This is a genomic window from Pelomonas sp. KK5 (assembly GCF_001984095.1).
Classification (GTDB): Bacteria; Pseudomonadota; Gammaproteobacteria; order Burkholderiales; family Burkholderiaceae_C; genus KK5.
In genome coordinates this window covers 1-19,545 of the sequence record NZ_LYVQ01000043.1, presented here as the reverse complement: position 1 = coordinate 19,545, position 19,545 = coordinate 1, and the positions used below count along the sequence as shown (strand labels likewise).

Sequence of the window (19,545 nt, the reverse complement as noted above, 5' to 3'; positions counted from 1 at the left end):
ACTGCACACCATCATGACCATCGAAACCAACCGCCGTTCCTTCCTCTCGCTGGCCGCGGCCGGCAGCGCGGGCGTCGCCCTGTCCGGCCTGGCGGGCCGCGCGAGCGCCCTGGTCCCGGGCGAAGCCTTCGGCCCCATCCGCCAGATCCGGGCGGGCCTGCTGGACGTGGGCTATGTCGATCTGGGCCCGCGCGACGGCCCGCCCGTCATGCTGTTCCACGGCTGGCCCTACGACATCCACACCTACGAGCAGGTGGCCCCCCGCCTGGCTGCGCAGGGCTTCCGGGTCATCGTCCCGCATCTGCGCGGCTATGGCAGCACACGCTTCCTCTCGGCATCGACCCTGCGGTCCGGCCAGCAGACGGCGCTGGCCGCCGACACCATCGCCCTGATGGACGCGCTGGGCATCCGCAAGGCGATCATGGCCGGCTGCGACTGGGGCGCGCGCAATGCCTGCGTGGTCTCCGCGCTGTGGCCCGAGCGCTGCCAGGCGCTCGTCTCGGTCAGCGGCTTCCTGGTTCTCAACCCCGCGACCGTGCTGACGCCGCTGCAGCCGGCCGACGAGTTCAGCTGGTGGTACCAGTACTACTTCGCCACCGAGCGCGGCCGCATCGGCTACGAGAAGAACCTGAAGGCCTTCGCACGCTTCATCTGGCGCCAGGCATCGCCGAAGTGGAACGTCGACGATGCCACCTTCGACCGCTGCGCCGAGAGCCTGGTGAACCCCGACCAGGTCGCCATCGTCATCCACAACTACCGCTGGCGCGTCGGCGCGGCCGAGGGTGATCCGCAGTACGACGCGCTGGAGGCCAGGCTGGCCAAGGTGCAGTCGGTCGCGCTGCCTTCGATCACGCTCGAGGGCGACGCCAACGGCGCACCGCATCCCGCGCCGGCGGCCTATGCCTCGCGCTTCACCGGCAGGTACGAGCACCGCAATCTCGGCGGGGGCATCGGGCACAACCTGCCGCAGGAGGCCCCCGAGGCCTTCGCCCAGGCGATCGTCGACGTCAGCCGCTGGTGAACCCGGCAAGACCTGACCCCTTCATGCCCGACCACATCCAAGGACTCCACATGATCCGCATCATCGACAAGGTGCTCTACACCGCCTCGACCGTCACCACCGGCGGCCGCGAAGGCTCCGGCGTCTCCAGCGACGGCGCCCTCGACGTCCGCCTGAGCACGCCCGGCTCCAACGGCACCGGGACCAATCCCGAGCAGCTGTTCGCCGTGGGCTACTCCGCCTGCTTCATGGGCGCGATGCGTCGGGTGAAGACGCCGGACGGCGTGCGCGTGCCCGACGACGCCTCGATCCAGGCCGAGGTCTCGCTGGGCCTGGCGGCCGATGGCGGCTTCGCGCTGAGCGCGAAGCTGCACGTCATCCTCCCGGGCCTGAGCGAGCAGCAGCAGTGGGCGCTGGTGGACGGCGCGCACCAGCTCTGCCCGTACTCGCAGGCGACGCGCGGCAATATCGAAGTCGCGTTCACCGTCGCCTGAGATCAAGCGGCCGCCATGCCGGCTCAGGAGTTCATCGACATGAAGCAAGTCAAAGTGACCATCGAGAGTGCCGGGCTCCGCCTGGCCGGCGTCCTCCGCGTGCCCGAGGGCGCGGGCGGGACGCGGCGCCCGGCCATCGTGGTGGGCCATCCTGCCGCGGGCGTCAAGGAGCAGACCGCGGCGCTCTATGCCGGCCGGCTGGCGGAGGCGGGGTTCATCACGCTGACCTTCGACACCGCCACGCAGGGCGAGAGCGAGGGGCAGCCGCGCGGCGTGGAGGATCCCGCCCGCCGCGTCGAGGAGTTCAAGGACGCGGTCTCCTTCCTGCTGACCCAGAGCATCGCCGGCGTGGCCTCCGTCGGCGTGCTCGGCATCTGCGCCTCGGGCGGCTACTGCATGCCGGCCGCGGCCACGGACCACCGCATCCGCGCCGTGGCGGCCGTCAGCCCCGTCGATATCGGGACGCAGTTCCGGGCAGGGGCGGACGGGCGGCAGGATCCCGCCGTCCTGCAGGCCCTGCTGTCGCAGGCCGCGGTGGCCCGCACTGCGGTGGCCTTCGGCCTGGCGCAGGGCGCGCTGCCGCTCTTTCCTCCGGACGAGGAGACGGCCCTCCAGGGCGGTGCCCATGTGCACGAAGGCTGGGCCTACTACAGCACCGTGCGCGGCCAGCACCCGAATGCCGCGCGTGCCTTCGCCTGGCAGAGCGTCGGCGCCATCGCCTGGTTCGATGCGTTCAGCTTCGTGGACCTGATCGCGCCCAGGCCCCTGCTGATGATCGTCGGCTCCGAGGCCGTGACGCGCTGGATGGCCGAGGAGGCCGTCTCGCGCGCGCTGCAGCCGAAGGAGCTGTTCGTGGTCGAGGGCGCATCCCATGTGGGCCTCTACGACGAGTCCGCCGCGCTGGCGCTCGCCGTGGCGCGGCTGGTCGAGTTCTTCGGGCTTGCGCTCGGCACCGGAGAGGCCCATGTACAGCATTGACCGGGCCTATGTCGACGGCCGCTTCGTCCGCCCCCACGGGCAGGAGCGGATGGAGCTGGTCAGCCCGACCACGGGCGATGCCATCGGTGAGGTCGTGCTCGGCGACGAGACGGATGCCGTGCAGGCCGTGCTCGCGGCGACAGCCGCCGCGCCGGCATTCGCGGCCACCGGCAGGGCCGAGCGCCTGGACCTGCTCGAGCGCCTGCATGCCAGCGTCATGGCGCGCTCCGCGGAGTTGCGGGATGCCACGATCGAGGAATACGGCGGGCCGCTCGCCCGCTCGACCTGGGTGTCGCGCGTCGCGGCGCAGACCTTCCTCGACGCGGCCGCCACGCTGCGGGACTACGAGTTCGAGCGCATCGCGGGCCGCTCGCGGCTGGTGATGGAGCCGGTCGGCGTCTCCACGCTGATCACGCCATGGAACAGCGCCGCGGGCAGCATCTGCGGCAAGCTGGCCATGGCCCTCGCGGCGGGCTGCACGACGATCATCAAGCCCAGCGAGCTGAGCGCGCTCCAGAGCGACATCGTCGCCCGTGCGATCCACGACGCCGGCTTGCCGCCGGGCGTCGTCAACATGGTCCATGGCCGGGGCTCGGTGCTCGGCGGCGTGCTCTGCACGCATCCGGGCGTGGCCAGGATCTCCTTCACCGGCTCCACCGCGACCGGCAAGGCGATCGCGGCCATGGCCAACGAGAGCGTCAAGCGGGTGAGCCTCGGGCTGGGTGGCAAGTCCCCGACCCTGCTGCTCGACGACGCCGATCTCGACACGGCCATCCCGGGCGCCATCGTCGCGGCCTTCCAGAACAGCGGCCAGGCCTGCATCGCCGGTACACGCCTGCTGGTGCCGCAGGCCCTGCTGGCGGAGGTGCTGGCGCGCGTGAGATCGGCCGTCGGGCAGATGGCGGTCGGCGATCCGGCGGACCCGCGGACGCAGATCGGGCCGATGGTCAGCGCGGGCCATTTCGAGCGCGTGCAGCGCTACATCCGCCGCGGCGTGGAGGAGGGGGCGACGCTGCTCGTCGGCGGGCCCGGCCGGCCCGACGGCCTCGCCAGGGGCTTCTTCGTGAGGCCCACCGTCTTCGCCGATGTCAGGAACGACATGGAGATCGCCCGGGAGGAGATCTTCGGCCCGGTGCTCTGCATCCTCGCGTACCGCAGCGAGGACGAGGCCGTGCAGATCGCGAACGACACGCCCTACGGGCTGCACGGCTATGTGTTCTCGTCCGACCCGGCGCGGGCCGATGCGATCGCGCGCCGCCTGCAGGTCGGCCGCGTGGCCATCAACGGCATGCAGCACGACCCGCTGGCCCCCTTCGGCGGCTTCAAGCAGTCCGGCGTGGGCCGCGAGTACGGCGTGCAGGGCCTGGAGTCCTTCCTCGAAACCAAGATCATCATGGAGCCGCCAAATGAACGATCTGCATCGTGACGCCGTGCGCCTGGGCCTGGTGTCGGTCCTCGTCGCGGCCGTCGCGGCCGTGATCGCCGGGCCGCTGAAGGCCGATGGCGCCGAGCCGAAGAGGCAGGCCGAGGCCGTCCAGGCTTCGCCCCTCTACGGCGTGACCGTGCCCCAGGGCTATCGGCAATGGCAGCTCGTGGCGCCTGCGCTGGAGGCCGGCGACCTGAACGAGCTGCGGGCGGTGCTGGGCAATGCCACGGCGATCACCGCCTACCGCAAGGGCGGGCCGCCGTTTCCCGACGGCACCGTGCTCGTCAAGCTGGCCTGGAAGCACGTGCAGTCGCCCGAGTTCGCCACCGCGCTGGTGCCCGGCTCGCCGACCACCGTGCAGGTCATGGTCAAGGACTCGCGGCGCTACGCGGCGACCGGCGGCTGGGGCTTCGGCCGCTTCGTCGACGGCAAGCCCGCCGACCTCGCCCAGCACCAGACCTGCTTCGCCTGCCACGCCGCGCTGGTCAAGGACCGCGACTACGTCTTCACCCGCCTCGCGCCCTGACCGGCGCCCCGCATCAACAAGGACAACCTCATTCATGAGCACGATCACCACTTCCGACGGCACGTCCCTCTTCTACAAGGACTGGGGGCACGGCCAGCCCGTCGTCTTCTCGCACGGCTGGCCCCTGAGCAGCGATGCCTGGGAGGACCAGATGATGTTCCTGGCCCAGCGGGGCTACCGCGTCATCGCCCACGACCGCCGGGGCCACGGCCGCTCGCACCAGCCCTGGCAGGGCAACGACATGGACACCTACGCCGACGACCTGGCCGCTCTGCTGTCCGCGCTGGACCTGCGCGAGGTCGTGCTGGTCGGCCATTCGACGGGCGGCGGCGAGGTGGCGCGCTACCTGGGCCGCCATGGCAGCGCGCGCGTTGCCAAGGCGGTGCTGGTCGGCGCCGTCCCGCCGACGATGATGCGCTCGGAGGCCTATCCGGACGGCCTGCCCCCGGAAGTGTTCGACGGCATCCGGGCGGGCGTCGAGGCCGATCGCTCCCAGTTCTACAAGGACCTCACGGTCCCGTTTTTCGGTGCCAACCGCCCGGGCTCGCAGGTCACGCAAGGCATGCGCGACGCCTTCTGGCTGCAGGGCATGCAAGGCTCGCTGAAGAGCCAGCACGACTGCATCCGGCAGTTCTCGGAGACGGACTTCACCGCCGACCTGAAGGCGATCGACATCCCCACGCTGTTCATCCATGGGGACGACGACCAGATCGTGCCGATCCAGCATGCGGCCGAGCTGGCCGTCCGGCTGGTGCCGCAGGGCCGGCTCAGCATCTACGACGGCGGACCGCACGGCCTGGCCGCCACGCACAAGCAGCGGCTCAACGCCGAACTGCTGGCCTTCATCGAGGAATGAGCCATGACGCGCTACATGACCCATGCCAACGGGGCGCCGGTGGCGGACGACCTCGACATCCAGACCGCCGGCCCCCGCGGCCCGGCACTGCTGCAGGACATCTGGCTGCTCGAGAAGCTGGCCCACTTCGACCGGGAGGTGATTCCCGAACGCCGCATGCACGCGAAGGGCTCCGGCGCCTACGGCACGTTCACGGTCACCCAGGACATCACGCGCTTCACCGCGGCCAGGCTGTTCTCGCGGATTGGCCAGCAGACGCGGACCTTCGTCCGCTTCTCGACCGTCGCCGGCGAGCGCGGCGCCGCGGACGCCGAGCGTGACATCCGTGGCTTCGCCGTGAAGTTCTATACCGAGGAAGGCAACTGGGACCTCGTCGGGAACAACACGCCGGTCTTCTTCATGCGCGATCCGCTGCGCTTCCCCGACCTCAACCATGCGGTGAAGCGCGACCCCCGCACCCATATGCGCAGCGCCCGCAACAACTGGGACTTCTGGACCCTGCTGCCCGAGGCCCTGCACCAGGTGACCATCGTGATGAGCGATCGCGGCATCCCCGACGGCTACCGGTACATGCATGGCTTCGGCAGCCATACCTTCAGCTTCGTCAACGCGGCCGGCGAGCGCCACTGGGTCAAGTTCCACCTGCGCAGCGGCCAGGGCATCCGCAACCTCAGCGATGCGCAGGCCGAGGCCCTGATCGGGCGGGATCGCGAAAGCGCGCAGCGGGACCTGTACGAGGCCATCGAGCGCGGCGACTTCCCGCGCTGGACGCTGCATGTCCAGCTGATGTCGCAAGCGCAGGCGAAGGCCTGCCCGTTCAACCCCTTCGACCTCACCAAGGTCTGGCCGCATGCGGACTACCCGCTGCAGGAGGTCGGCGTCCTCGAGCTCAACGAGAACCCGGCCAACTACTTCGCCGAGGTGGAGCAGGCCGCCTTCTCGCCGGCCCATGTCGTGCCCGGCATCAGCTTCTCGCCCGACCGGATGCTGCAGGCCCGGCTCTTCAGCTACGGGGACGCGCTGCGCTACCGGCTCGGCGTCAACTTCCAGCAGATCCCGGTCAATGCGCCGCGCTGCCCCGTCCACATGTTCCACCGGGACGGCGCGATGCGCGTGGACGGAAACCAGGGCGGCACACCGGGCTATGCGCCCAGCAGCGCCGGCCACTGGCAGGCGCGGCAGCGTCCCGATGCACCGCCGCTGGCGCTGGAGGGTACGGCCAGCCACTGGGACCACCGCGAGGACGAGGACTACTACAGCCAGCCCGGCCGCCTGTTCCGCCTGATGAGTGCGGACCAGCAGCAGCGCCTGTTCGAGAACACCGCGCGCAGCCTGCGCGGCGCCGGCGAGGAGATCCGGCAGCGCCACGTCGAGAACTGCCGGCGCGCCGATCCGCGTTACGGGGCCGGCGTCGCCGCGGCCCTGCTCGCGGACTAGCCCCCGGCCCGGCCCCTGACGATTCCCAGGACAAGGAGGTGTCCATGTTCAGCTTCTTCGATGGCCTGCTCGTCGCGGCCGACCCGCGAGTGTGCGAGTCCACGGTTCGCTACGTCTTCGGCCTGATCTGGCCCCGGGCCTGCATCGACTGCGTGCGGGGGGCTGACTGCTTCGTGGTCGGCGTCTGCGAGGACGAGCTCCGGCACACGGTGCGCGTGCCCTTCGAATTGCTCGGCTTCAACGAAGGCCTGGCGCTGGTGCGGGCGGTGTACCGCTCGGGAATCCCGGGAACGCTGCGCCGCGCGAGTGCGGCGCAAGCCGTTTCGCTCTGATCGGCCTGCACGGCATCTCGATCAGGAAGTGCCCTCGTTCCCGAGCAGCTCGATGCGGTAGTGGGTGCGCCAGGCCTGGCCGGGCGCCAGCGCCACCAGCTGCGGCTTGGCGGCCAGCGCCAGCGGCGCGTTCGCATCATCGTCATGGCCGAACCACGGCTCGATGCAGACATAGCCGGCGCCCGGCCTGGCCCACAGGCCCAGGTGCGGGGCGGCACCGGTGTGCAGGCGCAGGCGCGGGCCCCGGGTGCGGTGGATCAGGGTCAGGTCTTGCGAGCGGACCTGCTTGAAGATCAGCGCGTCGCGCTCGAACAGGCGCGGGCCGAGGGTCACGCAGCGTGGCGGGTCGAAGGCGAAGGGCTCGGGTCGCGTGGCCAGCAGCGCGCCGTCGAGGCGGAAGGCCTGCGGCAGCTCCTCGGCATCGAAGGCCACGCGCCAGTCGTCCAGCGCCCCGTCCAGCGCGAAGGCCGGATGCGAGCCGAGGCCGAAGTGCATCGCGCGCTCGGCCTCGCGGTTCAGCACCTCGTAGCCGACGCGCAGGCTGCGCTCTCCCAGGGCGAAATCCACGCGGAGCCGGAAATCGAAGGGGAAGGCCTCGCGCGTGGCGGGGCCGGCGTTCAGCTCCAGCGTCAGCGCGTCCTCGCGCTGTTCGACGGTATCGAAGGCCAGCGCGTCGGCGAAGCCGTGGATCTTCATCGCGTGCCAGCGGGCCCCGAGCTGGTGGCCGCCGTCGCGCAGGCGCCCGACGAAGGGGAACAGGACCGGCGCGGCGTGGGGCCACAGGCCGGGGCCGTCCTGCCACAGGACTTCGCCGCCGCCGGCGCCGCGAAGGCTGCGCAGCTCGGCGCCGAGCGGGTCGACGGCGGCGCTGGCGGCGCCGTGGTTCAGCTGCAGAAAGGCCTGCGGGATCATCCTGCCGCCCGTTCCCCCAGCGCCAGGTCGGCGGTCATCTCATGGGCCAGCGCGCCCACCTCGCGCTGCAGGACATCCACGCCCAGTGCGGCGGGCACCAGCAGCTGCGCCTGCACCTTGAAGCTGGGCTTGCCCGACGAGCCGCCGTGGACGATCTCGGTATGGATGTTCTCGATGCTGACGCCCCGCTCGGCCAGCAGGCGCGTGAGCTGGCTGACGATGCCGATGCGGTCGTCCGCGACCAGCGAGAGCTCGACGCTGCGCAGCGTGCCCGGCACGTCGCCGGCATCGCTCTTGGCCACGGTGAGCCGCAGGCCGGTCGACTCCAGCGCCTGCAGGGCGGCCACCAGTGCGTCGGCCTTGTCGCTGGGCACCTCGAAGTGGACCATGCCGGCGAACTCGCGGGCGAAGCGGCCCAGGCGGCTGGCCGCCCAGTTCGCGCCGTGGCGCTGGGCGCGATCGGCCAGCAGGCTGACGATGCCGGGCCGGTCCGGCCCCATGATCGTGACGACGACCGCGCTCATCGCCGGCGCCGCGTCCTCGGTCATCACGACCGAGCGGCGGATCATCGGCGCCCGGGTGGCATGGCGTTCGTCCTGCACGCGGGCGGGCAGCGAGCCGTGGAGCCGCGCATGCCGGGCGACCTCGGTCAGCAGCTTCAGGCCCATCGGCGCGAGCGCGCGTTCCCAGAGCTCGCGCGCCGACTCGCCCGCGCCGACGAAGCACCAGTCCTGCGCGGCGATGGCGCCGGCGTCCCAGCCGTCGGCCAGGTGGTAGACCGAGCCGCCGGCGATCGGATCGCCGGACAGGATCGTCCACTCGACGGCCGCGATGCCGCGGTGCCGCGGCAGCAGCGAGGGGTGGTAGCCGACGCCGCCCAGCCGCGAGCGCGCCAGCGCCTCGTGGCTGACACGGGCATGGGTGTGCGCGGCGATGATCAGCTCGGTGCCCTCGGCGATCGCCTCGCCGGGCACGAGCCGCGGGTTGCCGAGCACATGCGGCTCGATGCCGGCGGCGCGCGCCGCCAGCGCCAGTCGGTCATCGGCCGCGGGCGCGACGACGCTCGTGATCTCGATCTCCGGCTCCTGGCGCAGCGCCTGCAGCACCGAGGCGCCGAAGAAGCGGGATCCCACCAACGCACATTTCATTCGAGGACTCCATCCGGTGTTCCTGGGGCGCGTGCATTGTGCGTGATGTCGCGCCACCGGCAGCCGTCACTCGACCGCCTGGACCACCGGGCACGCGTAGTCGCGGCCGACCATCGCACGCGCGAACATGTAGTTGACGCGACCGCGCTCGCTCACGCTGTCCAGGTCCACGCGACCGTCGGCGTCGCAGGGGAATGCATAGCCGTGGCCTGCGTTGAACAGCGAGGAAAAGCGGATCTCGAACCCCGGCTCGCGGCTTGCCGGGTAGCTGGTCGATGCTTGCATGGCGGTCTCCAGGGAGCCTTGTCCAGGGCACCCAATCTAGGCAGCGCAGCTCAACGCAGGATGAACCTGACCTGACGATCCGTTCAGCTTCGTCGGGTCACCGCTGCCGCGGCGCCGCCTCGAAGTTCGCCTGGACCCGGCGCTGCAGATAGTCCTGCGCGGTGATCGGCTCGTACCGGCCGCTGCGGCTCGTGATCATCACGTCGCGGTTGGCCTGGGCGAAGAAGGCCAGGCTGTAGCGTGCGCCCTGGTACTCGTCCGGCCGCGGGTTCTTGACGCGATGGAAGTTGGACTGCAGCTGGTCGTCGCTCCAGCGCATCAGCATGTCGCCGATATTGCAGGTGATGATGTCGTCGGCCGGCTCGACCGGCGTCCAGCGCTGGTCCTCGAGCTCCTTGCCGGGCAGCACCTGCAGGCCGCCCTGGCCGGCGCGCTGGAACAGCAGCGTCAGGCAGTCGAAATCGGTGTGCGCGCCGGCGCGCCACAAGCCGAGCTGCTCGCGCTGCGCGGGGTCGATCGCGAAGTAGTGCAGCAGCCGCAGCGTGCTCTGGTAGCTCGGCACCGAGGGCTCGTGCGCGCGGGTGAAGAAGTCGGCGTCGAGCTCCATCTTCATCGCCAGGCAGGAGAGGATGCGCATCGCCACCTGCCAGGCCTGCGCCTCGAAGGCGAGCAGCGTCTCGCGGAAGCCCGGCAGTTGCGCTTCCTCGGGCCAGAGGCCGGCCATGTGCGGCCGCGTGATCTGGTAGGACTCCTTCTGGTCCGGCGTGCGGGTCGAGGGCCGCACCTGCGCGCGGCTCTCCCAGCCCGCATTGACCTCGCGGCGCAACGGGTGGCGGCCCTTCACCTCGTCGGGCAGCGCGAAGAAGGACTCGGCCATCGCGAAGGCCGCGTCGATCTCCTTCAGTGCGATGCCATGGTGGGTGACCTGGAAGAAGCCGATGTCGGTGGCGGCGGACCAGAGCTGCTCGGCGATCTCGGGCTTGCGGCGCTCGAAGTCCGAGAGATCGATGCGGCGGATCTCGCGCTCGCTCGTCTCGGTGCCCATCGCGCCCATGCGCGTTTCCTTGTTCAGTTCGTTCAGCGAGTACATGGTTTTCTCTCTCAGACCTTCCAGAAATCGTGGTGAGGCGCGGCGGCCTCGTCGAGCAGCGCGGGGCCGATGGCCTCGATCGCGTGGGGTGCGGCGGCGAACACGTCGCGGCAGGGCATGACGACGTCGCCCGCGCCGGCCTGCGTGGCGCGGAACTCGCGCAGCGAGACGGCGTCGATGCCGAAGACGACGCGGCGGACGTTCGACCAGAAGATCGCACCGGCGCACATCACGCAGGGCTCGCCGGACGAATACAGCGTGGCCGCGGCCAGCAACTCGCGCCCGTGCCTGGGCGAGGCGGCGCGCAGCGCGTTGATCTCGGCATGCGCGGTGCAGTCGCCGGTGGAGGCGTTGTCGTTGACGCCTTCGCCGAGCACCTGCCCGTCGGCGGAGACGATCACGGCGCCGAAGGGGCGGTTGCCGCGGCGGCCGGTGGCGGCGCCCAGCTCGATGGCGCGCCGCAGGTACAGCGCGTCGGTGTCGCTCAGTTCGTTCATGTCGTTCATGGAGGAGACCTTTTCTGTGAAGCGGTGTCAGCGCTGCTCGCTGGCATGCCAGGGCGCCAGCGCGCGGCGCGAGAGCCAGGACATGGCGGCGAACAGCGCCACGCCGGCCGCCGTGATCAGCAGCAGCGCGGCGAACATGCGGGGGATGTCGAGCTGGAAGCCGGCCTGCAGGATCTGGTAGGCCAGGCCCGCGCCCAGGCCGCCGGTGCCGGCGACGAACTCCGCCACCACCGCGCCGATCAGCGCGAGGCCGCTGGAGATGCGCAGGCCGCCGAAGAAGTAGGGCAGGGCGCTCGGCACCCGCAGCCGCATCAGCTGCTGCCAGCGGCTGGCACGCTGCAGGCGGAAGTAGGCGAGCAGGTCCGGGTCGACGCTGCGCAGGCCCAGCGTGGTGTTGCTGATGACCGGGAACAGCGCGACCAGCGCGGCGCACAGCGTCATCGCCGGCACCGGCTCCTTGACCCAGATGATGATCAGCGGCGCCACCGCCACGATCGGCGTCACCTGCAGCAGCACGGCGTAGGGGAACAGCGCCATCTCGATCCGCTCGCTCTGCACGAACAGGAAGGAGATGCCCACGCCCACCACCACCGCCAGCGCGAAGGCCATCAGCGTGACCTGCAGCGTCGCCAGCAGCGCGCCGCCCAGCACCGCCCAACCCTCGGCCAGCGACTGCGCGACGCGCAGCGGCGAGGGCACCAGATAGGGCGGCAGGTCGAGGCCGGTCACCAGCGCCTGCCACAAGGCCGTCAACATGACGCCGATCATCAGCGGATAGACGATGCGCAGCACGGCGGGCCGCATCAGCCAGGGTTGCATCCTGTTCTTCCCGTTCATCGCAGGCCCTCCCCGCTGGCGCGCAGCAGGCTCTCGTGCAGCCGGCGCGCGTAGCGGCTGAACTGCGGCGTGACCATGAAGTCCGGGCTGCGCGGGAAGGGCTCGTCGATGCGGACCTCCTCGACCACGCGGCCCGGCCGCGCCGCCATCACGATCACGCGGCTGGACAGGTAGACCGCCTCGTGGATCGAGTGCGTCACGAAGACCACCGTGAGCTTCTTCGAGCGCCAGAGTTCCAGCAGGTCGGCATCGAGCTTGTGGCGGGTGATCTCGTCCAGCGCGCCGAAGGGCTCGTCCATCAGCAGCAGGTCCGGCTGCGTGACCAGGCCGCGGGCGATGGACACGCGCATCTGCATGCCGCCCGACAGCGCGCGCGGCAGTGCCTCGGCGAAGCCCGACAGGCCCACCTGCGCCAGCGCGTCGCGCACCCGCGCGTCGGCCTCCGTGCGCGGCACGCCGGCCAGGTCCAGCGGCAGGCGCACGTTCGCCTGCACGCTGGCCCAGGGCATCAGCGTCGGCGACTGGAACACGAAGGCCAGCTTGCGGCCGCCGGCCTCCAGCTGCTGTACCGGCTTGCGCCACAGCAGGAGCCGGCCGTCGCTCGGCTCCATCAGCCCGGCCACCAGCTTCAGCAAGGTGCTCTTGCCGCAGCCGGACGGGCCCAGCAGCGTGACGAACTCGCCCTCGGCGATCTCGAGGTCCACGGGCAGCAGGGCCTGGGTGCCGTTGTCGTAGGTCATCTCGGCGGAGAGCACGCTGACGGCGGGCGTCGGCGCCGCCGCCGCGGCGCGCAGCAGCGCCGGATCGGGGTCGGCGATGTTCATGGCAGCACCTTCGCGTCCTTGACGAAGGCCGTGCTGTAGGTCGCGGCCAGCGGCGTGCGTGCGGGATCGATCAGCTTCGCCGCGACGAGGAAGTCCCAGCTCGCCCGGGCCCGCGCATCGGTCATCACGCCGATGCCCTGCGTGGCCGCGTCGCCGCCGGTGACCAGGCCGGTCTCCTTCATCTTCTGCAGGCTGTAGGCGAGCTGCTCGTCGCTCATGTCGGGGTTCGCCTTCCTGATCAGCGCGTTGCCGGGCGCCGGGTCGGCGAGGTAGCTCTTCCAGCCCTCGGCCGAGGCCTTGATGAAGGCGGCGACGACCTGGGCGCGCTTGCGCAGCGTCGCGTCCATGCAGGTGACCGTGGTCGAGTAGGCCGGGAAGCCGCGGTCGCCCAGCAGCAGCACGGTGGCCTTGACGCCGGCTTTCTGGATCGCGAAGGGCTCGGACGTGAGGAAGCCCTGCTGCGCGGCGTTCCTGTCGGCGACGAAGGGCTGGATGTTGAAGGTGTAGGGCCGCGACTGCGCGTCGGTGAAGCCGTAGCGCTCCTTCAGCCAGGGCCAGAAGCTGCGGCCGGCCTGCGGCGCCACGTAGATCGTCTTGCCTTTCAGGTCCTCCAGCTTCTTCACGTCCTCGTGCGCGATCAGCACCGAGGGATCCTTCTGGAAGAAGGCCGCGACGGTGCTCACCGGCACGCCGCTGTCGCGCACCTCGGTCATCTGGATGTCGGTGGAGCCCATCACGCAATCGGCCTGGCCGGCGGCCATGATCTGCACGGCGTTGACCTGCGGGCCGCCCATCCTGATCGTCACGTCGAGGCCGGCCTTGGTGTAGAGGCCCAGGGCCTGCGCCTGGTAGAAGCCGCCGTGCTCGGCCTGGGCGAACCAGCTGGTCATGTAGGTGAACTTCTCGTCCGCGCGGGCCGAGGCCACGGCGCACAGGAGGGCGATGCAAAGGAGGGGGCGCACGCGGCGCGAGGCGATCGAGGACACGGTGGGAACTCCCATCTGAAGACAACGTTGTTCTGCGGCGGCGCCTGTCGGGCGCTGCTGCAGGCCGGTTGTCCGCACTCGGTGAGTGCCTGGGATCAAGAAGAGGAGCCGAATCGACCGCCGAACTCTTGATGGGCACCGCAACGGCCCGGACGAGTCCGGGGCCGCCGCGCCAAATGCGGGCATCAAGAGCAATTTCCGGACGCTGTGGCCATCGATGAGCACCGGGAGGGTGCAGGTCGACAGCGCCAGCGGTGAACGCTTCTACTCTTGCCCGAAGTCTTGCAGGATGCGTGCCAGCTCAGAAGCGCTGGCGGATGCCCAGCGCGTAGCTCGTGCCGCGCTCGTGCCCGGTGATCCTGTCGCCCATGCAGACGGCGTAGACGTCGGTGCGCCTGGAGAGGGCATGGTCGTAGCCCAGCGACAGCGTGCCGCGTGCCTGGCCGTTCAGCGCCACGGCGGCATCGCCGCTCCAGCGCGTGCGGGCGAAGGCGGCCAGCAGCTTGCCGGCGCCCAGCGCGTAGTCGGCGCTGAGGCTCCAGGTGCGGCTGCGCAGCTCGCCGGCGCCGGGCGCGAGATTGCCGTTCGTCGCCTGCTCGTAGTTGGCGTACAGGTGGGCGGCGCCCAGGCCCAGCTTGCCGGACAGCATCCACGCGTCCTGCTGCGCGAAGCCCTGCTTGACCACGCCGACGGTGCCGGCCGTCGGGTTGTCCATGCGCACCCGGTGCACGAAGCCGCCGAGGCCCGATTCGCCGCGCGAGTAGACGAAGCCGGCGCCGATATTGCGGTGCGCGGCCTCGCTGCCGACCTCGCCGAACTGGTAGTTCAGGCTGCCGACGAAGCCGTCGAGATTGGGCGTCATGTAGCGGAGCTGGTTGCTCCAGCCGGTGTCGCCGGCGTTGACCGAATCCCAGCCGGTGCCGTTGTACAGCGGCACGTCGGCGTGGATCACCAGCGGCGAGAACGCGAACGAGTCGCCGAAGGCATTGAACAGCGCCGTGGGCAGGAAGTTCGGCGCGCCGTCGCGGCCGAGGCGCAGGCTGCCGAAGTCGCCCGCGAGGCCGACGAAGGCGTTGCGGCTCCAGAAGGTCTCGTTGCCGTTGAAGCGGCCGGAGGCGCCGGTGTCGTTGCGCAGGTAGGCGTTCAGCTTGAACTCGGCGCGCAGGCCGCCGCCGAGGTCCTCGCGCCCCTCCAGGCCCCACCAGGAGGTGCTCATGCCGCCCGAGTTGACGGCGCTCACCCGCCTGCTGCCCGAGGGCTGGACCGAGCCCGCGTAGGCGTCCAGCAGGCCGGAGAGGGTGATGGCGCTGCCCTGCGCGGACGCAGCGCTGCCCAGCAGGGCCAGCACGGCCCCGACGACGTTCTTTCTCATGTGGATTTTTTTTCCGAATGCGGTGTGGAACCGGCAGGCCCCGGCCCGGCCGGCGGGCCGCGGGGCTGCCGCAGCGGTGCTGCCTACTTCGCGGAGCTTCCCGCGATGCCGCGCAGCGAGGCGGGCCGGGCGCCGCCGAAGCGCTTGAACAGGTAGAAGTACAGCTTGATGTACTGCCCCACGAGGATGGCGTTCATGACCGTGCCCTCGCGGATGAAGTGGGGCTCGCCGAGCGCGGCCAGGCCGATCGCCGCCGACAGGACCAGCAGCGTGCAGTCGAAGCCGGTCTTGATGTTTCCCCACTTCCAGCCGGTGCGCTTGAACAGCGTGTTCACGAACATGTCGATGGGCATCAGCACCAGGTTGGCCCGGATCATCAGGAACAGGCCGAAGGCCAGCAGCGCATCGGCCAGCGCCAGCAGGCCGAACTTCGCCGCGTAGGCCTGCATCACGATGCCGTGCGTCAGCGCGAGGTTGACGTCCAGGAAGGCCGCCAGCACGAAGGCCGGGATCAGCGACGCGAAGTTCTTCAGCCTGAAGTCCCTGGGCAGCACCAGCCAGGTCAGGAACAGCATGATCAACTCCAGCATGAAGTTGTAGGTGCCCTGGCTCAGCGGCGCGTAGACCAAGGTCAGCGTGCGCGTGAGGCTGCTCTGCGGCGAGATGCCGATGCCCGCCCGGATCGCCAGGCTCACGCCCAGCGTCAGGATGTAGATGCCGGCGAAGTAGGTGAGCCAGCGCCGCTTCAGGCTGCCGGTGTCGACGATCTCCGCCTCTCGCTCATGGTGGGCCATGTCCATGTCCTTCTCTCCTCGATCGAATTGTGTCGTCATGCATTCCGGGCCGAGTGCCGGGCCGCCCCAAGCCGGCCCGTCTGGCGATGTGCCTGGGGCTCGACGCCCCAGGCATCGCCGTCCCCTCGGGGGACCGGGCAGGCTTGCCCGCGTTCAGCGCGGCGAGCCTGCACGAGGGGTGCCGTTTCAGGCCATGAAGCCGAAGCGGTCCAGCGAGATGAACAGCGTGAGCAGCTTGTTCACGACAGGCTCGCCTTCGTTGCGGTTGCCCATCGCGGCCAGCGCGGCATCGATCTCGCGGGTGGCCTTGAGCAGCTCGGCGAGGCTCATGTCGGCCATCACGCCGTAGATGTCCAGCGGCAGCACCGCCTTCACCGCCCGCTGGTCGGTGACCACGCAGCCGCCCACGTAGCCGTCGACCTGCTGCAGTGCATGGGCCATCTCGGCGCTGTCGTCACCGACCGCGACGAAGTAGGCCTTCGGCGCCGGCCAGAAGGTGGCCACCGCGCCGCGCTCGATCGACACGCCCTTGAACAGGCCGTTGACCACATGCCGCTTGCCGTTCGCGTAGCGCTGCACGACCGAGATGCGGTTCAGCTTCACGCCGTCCAGCTCGGGCACGACGCGGCCGTTCCTCAGCGGCACCCACACCTCCTGGAAGAATTTCTCGTGCCCGCGGCCGTAGACGTCGAACATCAGCACCTTGGCCTGCGTCTCGTCCGCGGAGACCTCGATCGGCACCAGGTCGAGCTGCTGCGGCGCCAGGTCGGCAAGACCTGGCACCGGCGTCTTCGCCATCGCCGAGTAGTCGATCTCCACGCGCTTGAGCATCTTGCGGTCCTGCGCCACCAGCTCCCCGTCCTTGAACACGTAGCGCGGGTTGATCCTGGAGAGGCTGTCGGTGAGCACGATGTCGGCGAAGCGGCCCGGCGTCAGCGAGCCGATCTGGCGGTCCATCTGGAAGGCGCGGGCGGTGTGCAGCGTGGCCATCTTGATCGCCTGGATCGGATCGATGCCCATCTCCGCGCAGAGCGAGACGATCCAGTCCATGTGGCCCTTCGTCAGCACGCGGTCCACCGAGATGTTGTCGGCGCAGAGCTGGAAGTTCTCGGCCGGCCACTTGCGCTTGACGATGGCGCGCAGCATCGTCTTGATCACCTCGGGGCTGCCGACGCCGAACTTGACCTGCGTCTGCAGGCCCCAGCGCACGCTCTTCTCGATGTCGTCCTCCTTCCACACGTCGTGGTTGGAGACCGCGCCGATCGCCGGCATGTAGTTCAGCATCATCGGCGACAGCGTGGTCACGCCCCAGTGCGTGTTCATGAAACCGCCGCGCGCCCGGCCCAGCGCAGACTTGCGGAAGTCGTCGTCGTCGCCCACGCTGTAGGTCAGGTGCGAGAGCTCGCCCAGGCCGATCACCGGCTCCATCTGCAGCAGCGCCTCCGTCACCTCGACCGACACCTTCTTGCCCGGGGCGAAGGCGAACACGCGGTAGGGCAGCTTGTGATGGTCCTTGAACAGGCCGGCCGTGGCCTGCACGGCCTCCGGCCCCGCGGCGCTGACGAAGTCCAGGCACTCGGAGAAGATCGTCGTCGTGCCGCAGGGCACGATCGCCTCGCCGAAGGCCACCGGATGGGCCAGCTGCGCCTCGAAGTGGATGTGGGCGTCGATCAGCCCGGGGATCGCGTAGAGGCCCTGGCCATCGAACACCTCGCGCACCTGGAGCGCCGCCTCGTCGGGGCTCAGCGCGATGATCCTGCCCTCGTGCACGAGGATCGAGCCCGGGTAGACGCTCTCGCTGTGAACGTCCAGGATGTTCAGGTTCTTCAGCAGCAGGTCGGCCTCGGCGCGGCCGTTCAGGATCTCGAAGATGGTCCGGACCTGGCGCTCGTGGGCGGCCACGGATTCTTTGCTCAGCTGGCTCATGCTCTGTCTCACTCTCATCTCTCTTCAATCGGGTCGTTGTTCTGCGCTGCGGCGGACACCATTTGCAGAAGGCCGGTTCACCCCTGAACGCGACGGGTGCCATGACACCCGATTCGACCGCTTCTGAAAAGAATTGTTTTTAGCTCGGACTGTTCTCGTTTCGAGTACGCTCCGGCAGCCAGTTTCCGAGACGCCCGCCATGCTCCATTCGCGCCTGCTGCGCTACATCGACGAGATCGCCCGCTGCGGCTCCATCCGTGCCGCCGGCGAGCGGCTGCACGTGGCGCCGTCGGCGATCAACAAGCACCTGCTGGCGCTGGAGGAAGAGATCGGCGAGCCGCTGTTCGAGCGGCTGCCGCGCGGGCTGCGGCCGACGCCGGCCGGCGAGATCCTGCTGGCGCACGTGCGCACGACGATGCTGCAGTACCGCCAGGCCGAGGCGGAGATCCGCGACCTGAAGGCGCTGCACAGCGGCGAGGTGATCGTCGCGACGATGACGGGCCTGGCCAGCGGTGTCGTCGCGACGGCAGCGGCCAACTTCCACGGCCGGCATCCGCAGATCCAGGTGTCGATCCGCACGATGTCGGCGCGCGAGATCGTCGACGCCCTGGCCGGCGGCGACGCCGACCTGGGGCTGGGCTTCAACCTGCCGCCGTCCGCGCAGCTCGACGGCCTCTGGGAGCAGGACACCAGCCTCGGCGCGGTGCTCTCGCCGGCGCATCCGCTGGCGCGGATGGAGTCGATCCCGCTGGCGCACTGCGCCTCGTACCCGCTGATCTTCGCGGACCGGACGATGCAGATCCACGGCATCATCGCCGACACCTTCGCCGGCGCCGGCCTCAGCGTGCAGCCCGCGTTCCAGACCAACTCGATCGAGACCATGAAGCGGCTCGCCGCGGCGGGCGACGCGATCGCCTTCCTCAGCAAGTTCGACGTGGCGGAGGAGCACCGCCAGGAGCAGCTGGTCTACCGCCAGATCCGCGACCGCGGCTTCAGGCGCAATGTGCTCGCCCTGGTGAGCCGCGAGGGCCACGGCCTGGCCAGCCAGCTCCTGGGCGAGGAGATCATCGGCGTGCTGGCGGGGATGAGTGCGTGACGGGCGGGCGAACCGCCCGCGGCTCAGGCCTGCGCCCGGTGCACGCCGATCCGCGCGAACTGCGCGATGGCATGGGCCAGTTGCTCGGCGCTGATCGGGCGGTACCGCTCGCTGCCCGGCTCGGCGGTGAAGCCGCGCCATTCGGTCTCGGAGCAGGCGGCCGAGCCCAGCTGGCGGTTGAAGATCGTCATGGCCACCGCGGGCGTGAGGGCGGATGCCGCGACCAGTTCACGGAGCTGGCTGTTGGGCGACGGTCCTTCCTCCGCCGGCGTGTCGGACGCGGGCCGAGCCAAGGTTGCCGGGCGTTCTGCGGTTGCGAGCATGGGTACTTCCTCCTGCCTGTCGTTCTAGCGGATTCGCGGGGCACTGGGGTGGCATTGCCCGAGTGCATCCCGCAAATTAGGGGGTAGTCATCAAAAACAAGGACATCCCGTGCTTGCCGGCCGAGCGTGCGGCGTGGCGAGGTGAACTTTCGTCGGGGCAAAAAAAGCGGCCCCGCCCTGGGGCGGAGCCGTGCAAAGTCTCATCGCTGTCATCACGGTGAGACTCCTGCTCAGGGAGGAAAAGCAGGGCCCCGAAGGGCAAGGCCAGTCTAGGGTTTCACGTCAATTTGCAGATGGTTTCCATCCCCCTATCTAGGGAGTGCGCGGCTTCAGTTGGTGGCGCAAGCGAGACTTTTGCCCTGGTCTTCATGGCGGGGCCCGCGCGCTAGCCCCAGAG

21 protein-coding genes are annotated in these 19,545 nt (G+C 70.1%); 9 read left to right on the top strand and 12 right to left on the bottom strand.

Annotation, left to right across the window (positions count from 1 at the left end; all coding sequences use genetic code 11):
• Window positions 1–13 precede the first annotated feature (13 nt).
• The 8 genes from B0W88_RS09025 to B0W88_RS08990 are packed head-to-tail and all read left to right on the top strand — an operon-like array spanning window position 14 to window position 7,049.
• On the top strand, window positions 14–1,021 hold the full coding sequence (locus tag B0W88_RS09025) for an alpha/beta fold hydrolase (protein ID WP_077034332.1): 1,008 nt from the start codon (window positions 14–16) through the stop codon (window positions 1,019–1,021).
• Window positions 1,022–1,044: 23 nt separating this feature from the next.
• On the top strand, window positions 1,045–1,494 hold the full coding sequence (locus tag B0W88_RS09020) for an organic hydroperoxide resistance protein (protein WP_369973862.1): 450 nt from the start codon (window positions 1,045–1,047) through the stop codon (window positions 1,492–1,494).
• 39 nt (window positions 1,495–1,533) lie between these two features.
• Complete coding sequence (locus B0W88_RS09015) at window positions 1,534–2,472, top strand: alpha/beta hydrolase (RefSeq protein ID WP_077034346.1); 939 nt, start codon at window positions 1,534–1,536, stop codon at window positions 2,470–2,472.
• The gene (locus B0W88_RS09010) at window positions 2,459–3,898 is read left to right on the top strand and encodes an aldehyde dehydrogenase family protein (RefSeq protein ID WP_077034330.1); all 1,440 of its coding nucleotides are present in this window, start codon (window positions 2,459–2,461) and stop codon (window positions 3,896–3,898) included. The genes B0W88_RS09015 and B0W88_RS09010 overlap by 14 nt, the downstream gene beginning before the upstream one ends.
• Window positions 3,879–4,424 (top strand): cytochrome P460 family protein, encoded by a 546-nt coding sequence (locus B0W88_RS34390; protein WP_077034329.1) that lies wholly within the window; start codon window positions 3,879–3,881, stop codon window positions 4,422–4,424. Before B0W88_RS09010 ends, B0W88_RS34390 begins: the two co-directional genes overlap by 20 nt.
• A gap of 34 nt (window positions 4,425–4,458) precedes the next feature.
• Complete coding sequence (locus tag B0W88_RS09000; RefSeq protein WP_077034328.1) at window positions 4,459–5,280, top strand: alpha/beta fold hydrolase; 822 nt, start codon at window positions 4,459–4,461, stop codon at window positions 5,278–5,280.
• Between the two features lie 3 nt (window positions 5,281–5,283).
• The gene (locus B0W88_RS08995; protein ID WP_077034327.1) at window positions 5,284–6,717 is read left to right on the top strand and encodes a catalase; all 1,434 of its coding nucleotides are present in this window, start codon (window positions 5,284–5,286) and stop codon (window positions 6,715–6,717) included.
• A 44-nt stretch (window positions 6,718–6,761) separates the two neighbouring features.
• Window positions 6,762–7,049, top strand: a complete 288-nt coding sequence (locus B0W88_RS08990; protein ID WP_077034326.1) for a hypothetical protein — start codon at window positions 6,762–6,764, stop codon at window positions 7,047–7,049.
• A 21-nt stretch (window positions 7,050–7,070) separates the two neighbouring features.
• Here B0W88_RS08990 and B0W88_RS08985 read toward each other — a convergent pair whose 3' ends face one another.
• From B0W88_RS08985 to B0W88_RS08935, 11 genes are all read right to left on the bottom strand, one after another.
• Window positions 7,071–7,961: a hypothetical protein gene (locus B0W88_RS08985; protein ID WP_077034325.1), complete on the bottom strand. Its 891-nt coding sequence runs from the start codon at window positions 7,959–7,961 to the stop codon at window positions 7,071–7,073.
• Window positions 7,958–9,109 (bottom strand): ACT domain-containing protein, encoded by a 1,152-nt coding sequence (locus B0W88_RS08980; protein WP_077034324.1) that lies wholly within the window; start codon window positions 9,107–9,109, stop codon window positions 7,958–7,960. The genes B0W88_RS08985 and B0W88_RS08980 overlap by 4 nt, the downstream gene beginning before the upstream one ends.
• 66 nt (window positions 9,110–9,175) lie before the next feature.
• Window positions 9,176–9,394 carry a hypothetical protein gene (locus B0W88_RS08975; RefSeq protein ID WP_077034323.1) on the bottom strand — a complete coding sequence of 73 codons (219 nt, stop codon included), beginning with the start codon at window positions 9,392–9,394 and terminating at the stop codon, window positions 9,176–9,178.
• 97 nt (window positions 9,395–9,491) lie between these two features.
• Window positions 9,492–10,484, bottom strand: a complete 993-nt coding sequence (locus B0W88_RS08970) for an isopenicillin N synthase family oxygenase (RefSeq protein WP_077034322.1) — start codon at window positions 10,482–10,484, stop codon at window positions 9,492–9,494.
• Window positions 10,485–10,495: 11 nt separating this feature from the next.
• Window positions 10,496–10,981, bottom strand: a complete 486-nt coding sequence (locus B0W88_RS08965) for a nucleoside deaminase (RefSeq protein ID WP_083748668.1) — start codon at window positions 10,979–10,981, stop codon at window positions 10,496–10,498.
• A gap of 36 nt (window positions 10,982–11,017) precedes the next feature.
• Window positions 11,018–11,809, bottom strand: a complete 792-nt coding sequence (locus B0W88_RS08960; RefSeq protein WP_077034320.1) for an ABC transporter permease — start codon at window positions 11,807–11,809, stop codon at window positions 11,018–11,020.
• A gap of 14 nt (window positions 11,810–11,823) precedes the next feature.
• A complete protein-coding gene (locus B0W88_RS08955) occupies window positions 11,824–12,651 on the bottom strand; it encodes an ABC transporter ATP-binding protein (RefSeq protein ID WP_077034319.1) in 828 nt (275 codons plus the stop codon).
• Window positions 12,648–13,652 carry an ABC transporter substrate-binding protein gene (locus B0W88_RS08950; protein ID WP_077034318.1) on the bottom strand — a complete coding sequence of 335 codons (1,005 nt, stop codon included), beginning with the start codon at window positions 13,650–13,652 and terminating at the stop codon, window positions 12,648–12,650. The genes B0W88_RS08955 and B0W88_RS08950 overlap by 4 nt, the downstream gene beginning before the upstream one ends.
• A 286-nt stretch (window positions 13,653–13,938) precedes the next feature.
• Window positions 13,939–15,009, bottom strand: coding sequence for a porin (locus tag B0W88_RS08945; RefSeq protein WP_077034317.1), 1,071 nt, complete (start codon window positions 15,007–15,009; stop codon window positions 13,939–13,941).
• Between the two features lie 83 nt (window positions 15,010–15,092).
• Window positions 15,093–15,809, bottom strand: a complete 717-nt coding sequence (locus tag B0W88_RS08940) for a YitT family protein (protein ID WP_233151663.1) — start codon at window positions 15,807–15,809, stop codon at window positions 15,093–15,095.
• 180 nt (window positions 15,810–15,989) lie between these two features.
• On the bottom strand, window positions 15,990–17,729 hold the full coding sequence (locus B0W88_RS08935) for an adenine deaminase C-terminal domain-containing protein (RefSeq protein ID WP_233151662.1): 1,740 nt from the start codon (window positions 17,727–17,729) through the stop codon (window positions 15,990–15,992).
• 199 nt (window positions 17,730–17,928) lie between these two features.
• Here B0W88_RS08935 and B0W88_RS08930 point away from each other — a divergent pair, with 199 nt between their 5' ends.
• On the top strand, window positions 17,929–18,825 hold the full coding sequence (locus tag B0W88_RS08930; RefSeq protein ID WP_077034315.1) for a LysR family transcriptional regulator: 897 nt from the start codon (window positions 17,929–17,931) through the stop codon (window positions 18,823–18,825).
• A gap of 23 nt (window positions 18,826–18,848) precedes the next feature.
• Here B0W88_RS08930 and B0W88_RS32935 read toward each other — a convergent pair whose 3' ends face one another.
• Window positions 18,849–19,148 carry a hypothetical protein gene (locus tag B0W88_RS32935; RefSeq protein WP_144006680.1) on the bottom strand — a complete coding sequence of 100 codons (300 nt, stop codon included), beginning with the start codon at window positions 19,146–19,148 and terminating at the stop codon, window positions 18,849–18,851.
• Between the last annotated feature and the right edge of the window lie 397 nt (window positions 19,149–19,545).